This window comes from Pseudomonas sp. FG1 (genome assembly GCF_034313875.1).
Classification (GTDB): Bacteria; Pseudomonadota; Gammaproteobacteria; order Pseudomonadales; family Pseudomonadaceae; genus Aquipseudomonas; species Aquipseudomonas veronii.
Map to the genome: position 1 here is coordinate 1,079,206 of NZ_JAVIWP010000001.1, position 13,632 is coordinate 1,092,837.

Below are 13,632 nucleotides of genomic sequence, written 5' to 3' on the forward strand. Positions count from 1 at the left end.
GATTATCCTCGGATCGCCCAGAAGGCCAGGTTCAAGCCCGGGAACTGCCCGGCAATATGGAAGGCGAAGCCGCCGGAATTGCTCAACTGCTGCCAGTGCTCGCTGCCCCGGTCCAGCTCGTAATAGGTCGAGCCTGCGTGGTACGGCAGTTGGCGCGGCGCCACCGGCAACGGCAGCAGGCCAATGCCCGGCAGTTGCAGGTTGACCAGGTCGCGAATGTGCTCCACCGAGCCGACTTTGCTCTGCTGGCCGAAGCGCGCGCGCAGGGTCTCGCCGGGCACATCGGCGCGTACCACGAGGATGAAACTGGCGCTGTCGATCAGGGTTTTGTCGGCGAGCATTGCCACGTGGATGCCGTAGGCTTTCTCGACGATCGGGATCGGCGTGGCCTTGCTGTCGATCAACATCGACAGCGCTTCACGCAGGGCCTGCATCACCGGGGCAAAACTCAAGGCCAGGTCGTCGTGCTGGTACTGCGGGTATTCCTGGGGGCGCCGGCCGGTGGTGGAGAAGGTAGCGAACTCACCGGCCAGGCTGACCAGTTCGCTGAACAACCGCTCCGGGTGCAGCGGGCTCAGTTGGCTGAGGTGCTGGATCAGCGGCTGGGCACGGTTGACCAGTTGCAACAGCATGAAGTCGGCAATCTCCGACGCGCCGCCCGCGCCCGAAGCGACCACGCGCCCGGCCAGGGCTTCGCCGCGCTGGTGCAGCAGGCCGAGCAGTTCGCTGCGAAACGCGGTCAGCGGTTTGCTCGCGGCCACATCGAGGACTGGCGGGATGTAGCTGTCGTCGAGGACCAGCGCACGGTCGGCGCGTTTTTCCTTGATACGCACCAGGCCGATGGCCGCGTAATCGCTGATGCCGTCCTGCGCGGTCAACAGGCGCAGCGCACGGGAGCCGACGGCCACCGGGGCGCGGTTCTCGAACGGTGCGTTGTCGTCACGCACTTCGCGCACCTGGCTCACGTAGCGGGCGGCGCCAAGCGCTTCGCCGTCGTCGACGGTGTCGCGGGCCCCTGCGCGCTTGAGCGGCAAGGCCAGGTAGACGAGACCGTCGCGCAGGCTGTCGTCGATATTCAGCGGGCTGGGCGCCAAGTCATCCTGGGGGATATTGAACGGCGTGCCGTCGGGCAGCAGGCCGCGTGCCGACACAATCGCCAGCTTGCCCTGGGCCAGCAGGCCCTGATCGATCAGCAGCTCGGAAAACCCCCAGGCCCCGGCCGACAACGGGCGACTGCGGGCGTCGATCAGGTTTTCCAGGTAACGGTCATGCTGCTGGAAGTGCTGCGTTCCGATGAACATGCCTTCCGACCAGACCACGCGATTGTTCCAGGACATGGGGGCTCCGATTGCTTGTTATTGGGCTGGGCTGGATGGGGAAACCACGACGTCCGCACGCACGGCGCGCACATCGAGGCTGATCTGGTATTCGGTGTATTGGCGCGGCGGCACGTTGAGCACCGTGCGCCATTGCGCGCGGTCCAGCTCGCGGTAGCCCACCAACAGGCCGATCTGGCGGGTGGACGGGTCGAGGTCGCGCTGGATGCTCAACTGCTGGCCGGGCTGCACCATCACTTCGTCCTGGTCCAGCAGGTCGAGGCCGAGGGTGGATTGCGCGTGGTCAGCCAGGGCGAAGTAATCCGAACGGCCGAAGGTGGCGGCGTTTTTCAGTTCGAAAATCCGCACGCGCACCGGGGCGGCCTGGCCGTTGGCGCCGGGGTTGAGCCCGGCAATCGCGTGAAAGTGCAACTCGACGGCAGCGCTGTTCGCTTCAACCTCGGCGGCGCTGGCCTGGGGTTCGGCGACATCCTTGGTACATGCCGCCAGCATCAGCAGGCTGGCCACTGCGAGTAAAAACCTGGGAATCATCCTTCGTCCTCAATGACGTACTTAGCTTTCCGTTTTATCCATGTGTTGCGGCTCAGCGACGCTGGCGTGCGCTGTGCTCTTCGTAGGCTCGGCTGAATTCGCGGCCGAACAGGTCCTGGAAATCTTCCTGGGCCTCGCGGGAAATATTGCTGTAAAGCTCGGTGAACTGCTGCCAGTACTGGGCCTGGCGCGAGCCGCTGAACAGGCTCGACAGCCCGCCGGGCTTGCCCATGCGTTCCTCCAGCTGCGCCGGTTCGAAGCGGCTGAGCAGGTGTTTGATGGCCGCTTCCACACCGGCCATCACCGCCAATTGGTGAGCGCGCAGGTCGTCGAAACTGTCGCGCACTGCGATGTCCGGTGCCATAAACGCTTGGTTGCCATGACGCAGCAGCAGCTGTAGCGCTTCGTCGGCATTCGGGGCGAATTTCAACGGATTGTTTTCCGCGGGCTGGATCATCGTCTGCTGCATGCGGAATTCGCCCTTGAGGCTGGCGCGGGCACGCAACACGTCGATCAGGCCTTCGACCATCAGCCGGTAGCTGCGGCCGATGCTTTCCATCTGGGCTTCGGCCTGGGCCTTGTCCAGGCGCAATGGGTCCAGGCCGGCGCCGCGCAGGAAGGCGTGCAAAAGATCGGGTTGCTGGGCGGCGGCCGCCGGGAGCACAGGCTCGACCACAGGTGGCGGCGCGATCACCGGCGCAGGCGGTGGCGGTGGCGGTGCGCTGACCACCGGCGCCGGTGTGTCGCCAAACAGGTCCCAATCCTCGGGAATGACCGAGCCCGACGCGGCCGGCGGCTCGACCACCGGCACCGGCACGGCCACCGGGGTCGGCGGGCGGAAGTCGTGTTGCTCGGACGGCACATGATCGGCCACGGTCGGCGGCGGCACGGCGGTCGGGCTGAGAAAATCGAAGAGGTCCGGCAAGGTGTCCATCGACGACGCGCCCTGGAACTGCGGCGCGATCACTGGCGTGGCTACCGGCTTGCTGGCGACGGCGCCCATCAGCGCTTCAAAACTGTTCGGGGAATCCCCGGCAAACGCCTGGCTATCCGCAGCCTGTACGTTGAAATCGATGCGCGCCTGGATTTCGTAATCACCGATGCGGATCAGCTCGCCATCCTGCAACGGCTCGCTATTACCCCGGCGCAGACGGATGCCGGCGTTAACCAACTCCACACCGTTTGTACTGTTATCGGTTAAATAATAACGACCATCTTTGTATTGAATTACGCAATGTTTCGAGGACACCAGACGCTCGGGATCAGGCAATACCCAGTCATTATCCGAGCTGCGGCCGATAGCTATCGAGCCCTGGTTCAAGGACTTTTCGGCACACTGCCCAGGGGTAATCTTGTGATAACTAGTGATAGTCAAACACAGCGACATCTTGCCTCCTTGCTGATACTTCGCGCGCAATCGATTCCCGGCGAGCGCCTTTCCCGAGAGATCGCGCCAGGCGACGCAAACCACGGTCATAATCTGCTTTTTGCCAGCATGATCGCAGATCTTAACTGGCCTCAATGACAAAAACCCTGTCGTGGAACACCACTCGACTCACCAGTCGCGCAGGTTGTTAAGTACCGCACATCTGTCACAGAGGGCGAATAGCTTACCTTGACAAGCCATAACTACTACACCAAAAATGCACAACTTCTTGAATACCAGTGATGGCACATTAGTGGCGCCACATGTATATGACCAAGAAAACATGCAAAGTTCATCACGCAACTAATGCATGAATTGCCCGTCATCTAACGGGCCGATAGGGAGATCGATTTCAGTGGATGTGCCGTTGCTGCTCGCCGCCGTTTCCGCGACTTCGCCATGTGGCGAAGACATGGAATATGACGCGCAATTTCTACAACTGGAGCGTGATGCCAAGGGGCAGCCCGAGCGCAGCATGGGCGACGCCATCCTGCCTGCCGAACCGCCGGACTGGCGCAGCATCCAGCAGCAAAGCCTCGACCTGTTGCAACGCAGCAAAGACCTGCGCATCACCCATTTCCTGCTGCAAAGCGCCCTCGCCCTCCAGGGTGTGGCCGGGTTGGCCGACGCGCTCACGCTGATCAACGCGCTGCTGCGCGAATACTGGGCCGACCTGCACCCGCGCCTGGATGCCGACGACGATAACGACCCCACCGTGCGTATCAACGCGCTGTCCGGCTTGACCGGCGACGCGACGATCCGCCTGCTGCGCGAAAGCATCCTCACGCGCTCGCGCACCTTCGGCGCCGTGAGCCTGCGCGCCGCGCTGAACGCCAGCGGCCTGATGAGTTTTCCCGATGAACAACTCGGCGCCCAGCAGCTCAACGCCGCGTTCCTCGACAGCGACCCCGAGCAACTGCAAGCCACCCGCGACGCCTTGAGCACCGCGCGTGCCGCCTGCGAAGCCATCGAACAACAGGTCAGCGACCAGGTCGGCTCGGCCCAGGGCGTCGACCTCAGCCTGTTGAAGCAACCGCTCAAGCAAGCGCTGCAGATCCTCAGCCAATGTGTACCGAACGGTGAGACCGGCAGCCGCGAACCCGAGGCCGTCAGTGACGACAATGCCCCCTCGGCCGACTTCGCCGCCGCCCCCACCGCACCGCGCCCCAGCGGCGACATCGCCAACCGCGATGACGTGCTGCGCAGCCTCGACAAGATCCTTGCGTACTACACCCGTCACGAGCCTTCGAGCCCGCTGCCGGTGCTGTTGAACCGCGCAAAGCATCTGGTGCATGCCGACTTCGCGGCCATCGTGCGCAATCTGATTCCCGACGGCATGTCCCAATTTGAAAACCTGCGTGGCCCGGACGGCGAGTAAGCCGCCCGACTGCGCAGTAACAACACCGTCGCTCAAGCGACCAGGAGCAGCAACGTGGCGAAGCAAAGTTCTCAGAAATTCATCGCGCGCAACCGCGCGCCTCGAGTGCAGATCGAGTACGACGTCGAGCTCTACGGCGCCGAGAAAAAGGTCCAGCTGCCCTTCGTGATGGGTGTGATGGCCGACCTCGCCGGCAAACCCGCCGAGCCCCTCGCGCCCGTGGCCGACCGCAAGTTCCTTGAAGTGGACGTCGACAACTTCGACTCGCGCCTCAAGGCCATGCAACCGCGCGTAGCGTTCCACGTACCCAACGAGCTGACCGGCGAAGGCAACCTGAGCCTGGACATCACTTTCGAAAGCATGGACGACTTCAGCCCGGCCGCCGTGGCTCGCAAGGTCGATGCGCTGAACAAGCTGCTCGAAGCCCGTACCCAGTTGGCCAACCTGCTGACCTACATGGACGGCAAGACCGGCGCTGAAGAAATCATCATGAAAGCGATCAAGGACCCGGCATTGCTGCAGGCCCTTGCGAGCGCGCCGAAGCCGGCAGGGGAGCAGTAATCATGACCGAGAATACCGTGCGCGAAAGCGCTCAGAACCTGGGCGCCACCGAAGAAACCAGCGAGTTCGCCTCGCTGTTGCTGCAAGAGTTCAAACCGAAGACCGAGCGTGCCCGCGAAGCCGTGGAAACCGCCGTGCGGACACTCGCCGAGCAGGCGCTGGCACAGACTGACCTGGTGTCCAACGACGCGATCAAGTCGATCGAATCGATCATCGCCGCCATCGACGCCAAGCTCACCGCCCAGGTCAACCAGGTCATCCACCACCCGGATTTCCAGCAGCTGGAAAGCGCCTGGCGTGGCCTGCACTACCTGGTCAACAACACCGAGAGCGATGAGCAGCTGAAGATCCGCGTGCTCAACATCTCCAAACCGGACCTGCACAAGACCCTGAAGAAATTCAAGGGCACCGCCTGGGACCAGAGCCCGATCTTCAAGAAGATGTACGAAGAAGAATACGGCCAGTTCGGCGGCGAACCTTACGGTTGCCTGGTCGGCGACTACTACTTCGACCAGTCGCCACCGGATGTCGAGCTGTTGGGCGAATTGTCCAAAGTCTGCGCCGCCATGCACGCCCCGTTCATCGCGGCCGCTTCGCCGACCGTGATGGGCATGGGCTCGTGGCAGGAACTGTCGAACCCGCGCGACCTGACCAAGATCTTCACCACCCCGGAATACGCCGGCTGGCGCTCGCTGCGTGAATCGGAAGACTCGCGCTACATCGGCCTGACCATGCCGCGCTTCCTCGCGCGCCTGCCGTATGGCGCCAAGACCGACCCGGTGGAAGCCTTCGCCTTCGAAGAAAACACCGACGGCGCCGACAGCTCCAAGTACACCTGGGCCAACGCCGCTTACGCGATGGCGGTGAACATCAACCGTTCGTTCAAACACTACGGCTGGTGCTCGCGCATCCGTGGCGTGGAGTCCGGCGGTGAAGTGGAAAACCTGCCGGCCCACACGTTCCCTACCGATGACGGTGGCGTGGACATGAAGTGCCCGACCGAAATCGCCATCAGCGACCGTCGTGAAGCAGAGCTGGCGAAGAACGGTTTCATGCCGCTGCTGCACAAGAAGAACACCGACTTCGCCGCGTTCATCGGCGCGCAGTCGCTGCAGAAGCCGGCCGAGTACGACGACCCGGACGCCACCGCCAACGCCAACCTGGCCGCACGCCTGCCGTACCTGTTCGCCACCTGCCGTTTCGCGCACTACTTGAAGTGCATCGTGCGCGACAAGATCGGTTCCTTCAAAGAGAAGGACGAAATGCAGCGCTGGTTGCAGGATTGGATCCTCAACTACGTCGACGGCGACCCGGCGCACTCCACCGAAACCACCAAGGCCCAGCACCCACTGGCGGCAGCCGAAGTGATCGTGGAAGACGTCGAGGGCAACCCGGGTTACTACAACTCCAAGTTCTACCTGCGCCCGCACTACCAGCTCGAAGGGCTGACCGTGTCGCTGCGCCTGGTATCGAAACTGCCTTCGGCGAAAAGCGCATAAAAAATCGGGACTGGCTCGCTCCCTGTAGGAGCGAGCCTGCTCGCGAAAAACTTGAAGGCGCTGCGTTCATCCAGGATGCCCGCGTCACCGTTGACGACCTTCGCGAGCAAGCTCGCTCCTACAGGGGTCGGCGGCGTTAACAAATACAGTGGCTGAGTCCACACAGGGAGAAAACATGGCTGTTGATATTTTCATCAAGATCGGCGACATCAAGGGCGAGTCCATGGACAAAGCCCACAAGGACGAAATCGACGTGCTGAACTGGAGCTGGGGCATGTCCCAGTCCGGCAACATGCACGTAGGCGGTGGCGGCGGCGCGGGCAAGGTGAACATCCAGGACCTGTCGCTGACCAAGTACGTCGACAAGGCCTCGCCGAACCTGATGATGCACTGCGCCAGCGGCAAGCACATCGACAAGGTCAAGCTGACCGTGCGCAAGGCCGGTGGTGAAAGCCAGGTCGAATACATGGTGATCAACCTGGAAGAAGTGCTGGTCACGTCCCTGAGCACTGGCGGTTCGGGCTCCGATGATCGCCTGACCGAAAACGTCACCCTGAACTTCGCCCAGGTGATGGTCGACTACCAACCGCAGAAAGCCGACGGCACCAAAGACGGCGGCGCGATCAAGTTTGGCTGGAACATCCGTTCCAACACCAAGCGCTGATAGCCCTGGCGGCCGTGGCCCAGCGCCACGGCCCCAGGCACTTTGTCCCTCTCGCAACCCGTCCGTGGAGCTGCTTTGGTGGTAACTGAAATCGCTTCCCGCGACCGTCTGCAACCGTCCCTGTTGGACCGGTTGACCGACGACGACCCAACCAACCCGAAGGAAAGCGCCGACAAGCGCGTGCTGTCCCTTACCCAATTGAAGGCCTCGGTGCTGCGTGACCTGGCGTGGCTGCTCAACACCACGTCGTTGCTCGACGCCGATGCCACCCTGCACACCCCGGCCGGCACCTCGGTGGTCAATTACGGCCTGCCGGCGCTGGCGGGCAACAGTGTTTCCAGCGTCGACATCAAGGCCCTGGAAGCCCTGATCTACCAGGCGATCGCCACCTTTGAGCCACGTATTCTGCGCCACACCCTGCGGGTCAAAGCCCGTGTCGGCCATGGCGAGATGAACCACAACGCCCTGAGCTTCGAGATCGAAGGCGACCTGTGGGCGCAGCCGGTGCCGTTGCGCCTGCTGCTGCAAACCGACTTGGACCTGGAGTCGGGCCATGTACGCGTGGTCAACGCCGACCAGCGGAGACGCCCATGAACCCGCGCCTGCTGGAGCTGTACAACCAGGAACTGCACCACGTGCGCGAAAGCGCCGCCGAGTTCGCCAAGGAATACCCGAAGATCGCCAGTCGGCTGAGCCTGTCCGGCATGGACTGCGCCGACCCCTACGTCGAACGTCTGCTCGAAGGCTTTGCCTACCTCACCGCCCGCGTGCAGCTCAAGCTCGACGCCGAGTACCCGACCTTCACCCATAACCTGCTGGAAATCGCCTACCCACACTACCTGGCGCCGACCCCGTCGATGACCGTGGTGCAACTGCAGACCGACCCGGATGAAGGCTCCCTGGCCAGCGGTTTCCCGTTGCCGCGCGACAGCGTATTGCGCGCCGCGTTGGGCCGCGAAACCCAGACCTGCTGCGAGTACCGCACCGCTCACCCGGTGACGCTGTGGCCGTTGCAGGTCAGCCACGCCGAGTACTTTGGCAACCCAGCCGCCGTGCTCGGGCGCCTGGCGGCCAGCGAACCGAAAGCCAAGGCCGGTTTGCGCCTGACCCTGCGCACCGGCGCCGAGTTGCCGTTCAACAGCCTCGCGCTGGACAACCTGCCGCTGTACCTCAGCGGTGCGGATGAGCAACCGTTCCGCCTCTACGAACAATTACTGGGCAATGCCTGCGCGGTGTTTGCGCGCAAGCCGGGGGGCGATTGGGTCGAGCGCCTGCCACCAGACGCGCTGCGCTCGCGCGGTTTCGACGACGCCGACGCGGCCATGCCCGTGGTGGCGCGGGCGTTCCAGGGCTATCGGTTGCTGCAGGAATACTTCGCCCTGCCCCACCGCTTCCTGTTCATCGAGTTCGCCGAGCTGAGCCGTGCGGTCAAGCGTTGCGACGGCCAGGAACTGGAACTGATCGTGCTGTTCGACCGCCACGAACCGAGCCTGGAAGGCAGCGTCGGCGCCGCGCAGTTCCTGCCGTTCTGCACCCCGGCGATCAACCTGTTCCCGAAACGCGTGGACCGTATCCACTTGTCCGAGCGGGTCAACGAACACCATGTGATCGCCGACCGCACGCGGCCGATGGATTTCGAGATTCACTCCCTCGACGGCATCACCGGCCACGGCACCGGGCCGGAGCAGCCGTTCCTGCCGTTCTATGCGGTGCGCGACCCCTCGCGTTATGGCCGCGACCAGGCGTACTACACCGTGCGCCGTGAGCCGCGGGTGCTGTCCAGCGACCAGCGGCGCAACGGCCCGCGCTCCACCTACGTGGGCAGCGAAACCTTCGTCAGCCTGGTGGACAGCCAGCAAGCGCCCTATCGCCACGACCTGCGCCAACTCGGCGTGAGCGCGCTGTGTACCAACCGCGATTTGCCGCTGTTCATGAGCGTGGGCAATGGTAAGACCGACTTTACCCTCGCCGACAGCGCCCCGGTGCTGGCCGTGCGCTGCGTCGCCGGGCCGAGCCGCCCGCGCGCCAGCCACGCCCATGACGCCAAGGCCTGGCGCCTGATCAGCCAGCTGTCGCTCAACTACTTGTCCCTGAGCGAACAGGGCCAGGGCGCAGGCGCCTTGCGCGAACTGCTGCGCCTGTATGGCGACAGCAACGACGCTGCCCTGCAATTGCAGATCGAAGGCCTGCGCGAAGTCAGCAGCAAAGCGGTGACCCGGCGCCTGCCGATGCCCGGCCCGATCGTGTTTGGACGCGGCCTGGAAATCACCTTGGAATTCGATGAAAACGCGTTTCGCGGCACCGGCGTGTTCCTGCTCGGTGCGGTACTGGAACGTTTCCTGGCACGCTACGTGTCGATCAACAGTTTTACCGAGACGGTGATCCGTACCACCGAACGCGGCGAGATCATGCGATGGAAAGCCAAGCCCGGACGTCGTCCGACCCTGTGAGTACCCTGGATGCGATGCACCAGGAGCCCTGGGAATACGATTTCTTCCAGGCGCTGCGGCGTATCGAGTGCGAATCGCCGGACCTGCCGCGCCTGGGCCAGTCCCTGCGCCTGGCGGACGACCCGCTGCGCCTCGGGCAACAGGCCGACTGCACCTTCGCCCCGGCCACCCTGGCCTCGGTCGACCCCGCTGGCGACGGCAAGCCAGCGCGGCTGCAGCAGTACTTTTTCGGCCTCGGCGGACCCAACGGCCCGCTGCCGCTGCACATCACCGAGTACGTGCGCGAACGCCAGCGCAACAATGCCGACAGCACCAGCAAACAGTTCCTGGATATCTTCCACCATCGCCTGTTGAGCCTGTTCTACCGGGCCTGGGCCGAGGCGCGGCCGACCGTCAGCCACGACCGCCCGGACGATGATTACTGGTCGGCGCGCCTCGCGGCCTTGAGCGGTCGGGGCATGCCGAGCCTGCTCAACCAGGGGCTGATCCCCGACACGGCAAAGCTGCATTACAGCGGCCACCTGTCGGCGCAGACCCGCTACCCGGATGGCTTGAAGGCGATCCTTGGCGAGTACTTCGGCCTGCCGGTAGAGATCGAAGAATACATCGGTCAATGGCTCGAGCTGCCCGAGCGCAGTCGCGTCGGGGTCAGCGCCAACCGGCTCGGCGTGGACTTCTGCCTGGGCAGCCATGTGTGGGACCGCCAGCACAAATTCCGCATCCGCCTGGGCCCGCTCGCGCTGGACGACTACATGGGCATGCTGCCCGGCAGCCAGCCGTTCAACGAGCTGGTGGCCTGGGTGGCCGAGTACCTGGGCCATGAATTGGACTGGGACTTGAACCTGGTTCTGCAACAACCCGAAGTCCCGGCGCTGCAACTCAACGGCCGGTTCCGCCTGGGCTTCAATACCTGGCTCGGCCGCCCTGCGGTTGATGCCAACGACCTAATCCTGGCCCGGCATTACGCCGATCACGCCACCACCTCAAGGAATCCAGAGCATGGGTGAAATCAGTCGCGCCGCACTGTTCGGCAAACTCAACAGCGTGGCCTACAAAGCCATCGAAGCCGCCACGGTGTTCTGCAAGCTGCGGGGCAATCCGTATGTGGAACTGGCCCACTGGTTTCACCAGTTGCTGCAACTGCAGGACTCGGACCTGCACCGCATCATCCGTCAGTTCAACGTGGAACCGGCGCGCCTGGCCCGCGACCTGACCGAAGCCCTCGACCGCCTGCCGCGGGGCTCGACTTCGATCACCGACCTGTCCTCCCATGTGGAAGAAGCCGTGGAGCGCGGCTGGGTCTACGGCAGCCTGATGTTCGGCGAAAGCCAGGTGCGTACCGGTTATCTGCTGCTGGGCATTCTGAAGACGCCGAGCCTGCGCCATGCGCTGTTGGGTTTGTCGGCGGAGTTCGACAAGGTCAAGACCGAAGCCCTGAGCGAACGCTTTGACGAGTACGTCGGCGACTCGCCGGAGAATGCGTTGACGGCCAGCGACGGTTTCAACGCCGGCGCCGTTCCAGGCGAAGCCAGCGGTGCGATGGCGCCGAGTGCGATGGGCAAGCAGGAAGCGCTCAAGCGTTTCACGGTCGACCTGACCGAACAGGCACGCAGCGGCAAGCTCGACCCGATCGTCGGCCGCGACGAAGAGATCCGCCAGTTGGTGGATATCCTCATGCGTCGACGCCAGAACAACCCGATCCTCACCGGTGAAGCCGGCGTGGGCAAGACGGCCGTGGTCGAAGGCTTCGCCCTGCGCATCGTCGCCGGCGACGTGCCGCCCGCGCTGAAAGACGTGGAACTGCGCAGCCTCGACGTCGGCCTGCTGCAAGCCGGCGCCAGCATGAAAGGCGAGTTCGAACAGCGCCTGCGCCAGGTCATCGAAGACGTCCAGGCCTCGCCGAAGCCGATCATCCTGTTCATCGACGAAGCCCACACCCTGGTGGGTGCCGGTGGTGCCGCCGGCACCGGTGACGCAGCCAACCTGCTCAAACCGGCCCTGGCCCGCGGCACCTTGCGTACCGTGGCCGCGACCACCTGGGCCGAGTACAAGAAACACATCGAAAAAGACCCGGCCCTGACCCGCCGTTTCCAGGTAGTGCAGGTGGCCGAACCGTCGGAAGACAAGGCGCTGCTGATGATGCGCGGCGTGGCCTCGACCATGGAGAAACACCATCAGGTGCAGATCCTCGACGAAGCACTGGAAGCCTCGGTGAAGCTGTCCCACCGCTACATCCCGGCGCGCCAGTTGCCGGATAAATCCGTCAGCCTGCTGGACACCGCCTGCGCCCGCGTCGCCATCAGCCTGCATGCGGTGCCGGCCGAAGTCGACGACAGCCGTCGCCGCATCGAAGCCCTGGCAACCGAGCTGCAGATCATCGCCCGCGAGCATGCGATCGGAATCGCCATCGGGGCGCGCCAGAGCAACAGCGAAGCCCTGCTGAGTGCCGAGCGCGAGCGCCTGGCCAGCCTGGAAAGCCGCTGGGCCGAAGAGAAAACCCTGGTCGATGAGTTGCTCGCCACCCGCGCGACGTTGCGTGAAAAAGTCGGCGTGGTCGACAGCGGCAACGATGAGTTGCGTGCGCAATTGGTCGACCTGCAGCAACGCCTCACCGCGCTGCAAGGCGAAACCCCGCTGATCCTGCCGACCGTGGATTACCAGGCCGTGGCCTCGGTGGTCGCCGACTGGACCGGCATCCCGGTCGGCCGCATGGCGCGCAACGAACTGGAAACCGTGCTCAACCTCGACCAGCACCTGAAGAAACGCATCATCGGCCAGGACCACGCCTTGCAGATGATCGCCAAGCGCATCCAGACCTCCCGCGCCGGCCTCGACAACCCGAGCAAGCCGATCGGCGTGTTCATGCTGGCCGGCACCTCCGGCGTGGGCAAGACCGAAACCGCCCTGGCCCTGGCCGAAGCCATGTACGGCGGCGAGCAGAACGTCATCACCATCAACATGAGCGAGTTCCAGGAAGCCCACACCGTGTCGACCCTCAAGGGCGCGCCACCGGGCTACATCGGCTACGGCGAAGGCGGCGTGCTGACCGAAGCGGTACGGCGCAAACCCTACAGCGTGGTGCTGCTGGACGAGGTGGAAAAAGCCCACCCGGACGTACACGAGATCTTCTTCCAGGTGTTCGACAAGGGCGTGATGGAAGACGGCGAAGGCCGGGTCATCGACTTCAAGAACACGCTGATCCTGCTGACCACTAACGCCGGCACCGAGTTGATTTCCCAGGTCTGCAAAGACCCGGCGAACATCCCCGCGCCGGAAGACATTGCCAAAGCCCTGCGCCAGCCGCTGCTGGAAATTTTCCCGCCCGCACTGCTCGGCCGACTGGTGACCATCCCGTATTACCCGCTGAGCGACGAGATGCTCAAGGCGATCACCCGCCTGCAACTCGAGCGCATCAAGAAGCGTGTGCAGAACACCCACAAAGTCGCCTTCGATTACGACGACGCGGTGGTCGATTTGATCGTCTCGCGCTGCACCGAGACCGAAAGCGGCGGGCGCATGATCGACACGATCCTCACCAACAGCCTGCTGCCGGACATGAGCCGTGAATTCCTCACGCGCATGCTCGAAGGCAAGGCGCTGGCGGGTGTGCGGATCAGTAGCCGGGATAATGAATTGCACTACGACTTCAGCGACGCCGAATAACGACTGTTGGAATGCGGTTTAAATGTGGGAGGGGGCTTGCCCCCGATGGCGGTGAATCAGTCACCAGATGCATCAACTGACACACTGCTATCGGGGGCAAGCCCCCTCCCACATTTGCAGCCG

11 protein-coding genes are annotated in these 13,632 nt (G+C 63.8%); 8 read left to right on the forward strand and 3 right to left on the reverse strand.

Annotated features, from left to right (window positions below; translation table 11 throughout):
* Positions 1-2: 2 nt before the first annotated feature.
* Genes tssK through tagH form a run of 3 tightly spaced genes read right to left on the reverse strand, consistent with a single transcriptional unit; the run spans position 3 to position 3,255 of the window.
* Entirely contained in the window at positions 3-1,337 is a 1,335-nt protein-coding gene (tssK, locus tag RGV59_RS05135; RefSeq protein ID WP_046381634.1) for a type VI secretion system baseplate subunit TssK, read from the reverse strand.
* Between the two features lie 18 nt (positions 1,338-1,355).
* Positions 1,356-1,868, reverse strand: a complete 513-nt coding sequence (gene tssJ, locus RGV59_RS05140; RefSeq protein ID WP_017849975.1) for a type VI secretion system lipoprotein TssJ — start codon at positions 1,866-1,868, stop codon at positions 1,356-1,358.
* Between the two features lie 52 nt (positions 1,869-1,920).
* Complete coding sequence (tagH, locus tag RGV59_RS05145) at positions 1,921-3,255, reverse strand: type VI secretion system-associated FHA domain protein TagH (protein ID WP_126585197.1); 1,335 nt, start codon at positions 3,253-3,255, stop codon at positions 1,921-1,923.
* 394 nt (positions 3,256-3,649) lie between these two features.
* On the opposite strand from tagH, the gene tssA reads away from it, so the two are divergent.
* The 8 genes from tssA (at position 3,650) to tssH (ending at position 13,509) form a co-directional block, all read left to right on the forward strand.
* Entirely contained in the window at positions 3,650-4,672 is a 1,023-nt protein-coding gene (tssA, locus tag RGV59_RS05150) for a type VI secretion system protein TssA (RefSeq protein ID WP_126585198.1), read from the forward strand.
* A gap of 54 nt (positions 4,673-4,726) precedes the next feature.
* Complete coding sequence (gene tssB / locus RGV59_RS05155) at positions 4,727-5,233, forward strand: type VI secretion system contractile sheath small subunit (RefSeq protein ID WP_017849978.1); 507 nt, start codon at positions 4,727-4,729, stop codon at positions 5,231-5,233.
* A 2-nt stretch (positions 5,234-5,235) separates the two neighbouring features.
* Positions 5,236-6,732 (forward strand): type VI secretion system contractile sheath large subunit, encoded by a 1,497-nt coding sequence (tssC, locus tag RGV59_RS05160; protein WP_046488991.1) that lies wholly within the window; start codon positions 5,236-5,238, stop codon positions 6,730-6,732.
* 175 nt (positions 6,733-6,907) lie between these two features.
* A complete protein-coding gene (locus RGV59_RS05165) occupies positions 6,908-7,396 on the forward strand; it encodes an Hcp family type VI secretion system effector (RefSeq protein ID WP_003195562.1) in 489 nt (162 codons plus the stop codon).
* Positions 7,397-7,474: 78 nt separating this feature from the next.
* Entirely contained in the window at positions 7,475-7,990 is a 516-nt protein-coding gene (tssE, locus tag RGV59_RS05170; RefSeq protein WP_005792513.1) for a type VI secretion system baseplate subunit TssE, read from the forward strand.
* A complete protein-coding gene (tssF, locus tag RGV59_RS05175) occupies positions 7,987-9,846 on the forward strand; it encodes a type VI secretion system baseplate subunit TssF (protein WP_104904235.1) in 1,860 nt (619 codons plus the stop codon). Before tssE ends, tssF begins: the two co-directional genes overlap by 4 nt.
* Positions 9,810-10,853: a type VI secretion system baseplate subunit TssG gene (gene tssG, locus RGV59_RS05180; protein WP_046381629.1), complete on the forward strand. Its 1,044-nt coding sequence runs from the start codon at positions 9,810-9,812 to the stop codon at positions 10,851-10,853. Before tssF ends, tssG begins: the two co-directional genes overlap by 37 nt.
* The gene (tssH, locus tag RGV59_RS05185; RefSeq protein ID WP_126585199.1) at positions 10,846-13,509 is read left to right on the forward strand and encodes a type VI secretion system ATPase TssH; all 2,664 of its coding nucleotides are present in this window, start codon (positions 10,846-10,848) and stop codon (positions 13,507-13,509) included. The genes tssG and tssH overlap by 8 nt, the downstream gene beginning before the upstream one ends.
* The last annotated feature ends 123 nt before the right edge of the window (positions 13,510-13,632 follow it).

Coding starts and splice junctions, on each gene's coding strand:
- tssK (WP_046381634.1), bottom strand. CDS start 1,337: ATGTCCTGGAACAATCGCGTGGTCTGGTCGGAAGGCATGTTCATCGGA.
- tssG (WP_046381629.1), top strand. CDS start 9,810: ATGGAAAGCCAAGCCCGGACGTCGTCCGACCCTGTGAGTACCCTGGAT.
- tagH (WP_126585197.1), bottom strand. CDS start 3,255: ATGTCGCTGTGTTTGACTATCACTAGTTATCACAAGATTACCCCTGGG.
- tssJ (WP_017849975.1), bottom strand. CDS start 1,868: ATGATTCCCAGGTTTTTACTCGCAGTGGCCAGCCTGCTGATGCTGGCG.
- tssH (WP_126585199.1), top strand. CDS start 10,846: ATGGGTGAAATCAGTCGCGCCGCACTGTTCGGCAAACTCAACAGCGTG.
- RGV59_RS05165 (WP_003195562.1), top strand. CDS start 6,908: ATGGCTGTTGATATTTTCATCAAGATCGGCGACATCAAGGGCGAGTCC.
- tssF (WP_104904235.1), top strand. CDS start 7,987: ATGAACCCGCGCCTGCTGGAGCTGTACAACCAGGAACTGCACCACGTG.
- tssC (WP_046488991.1), top strand. CDS start 5,236: ATGACCGAGAATACCGTGCGCGAAAGCGCTCAGAACCTGGGCGCCACC.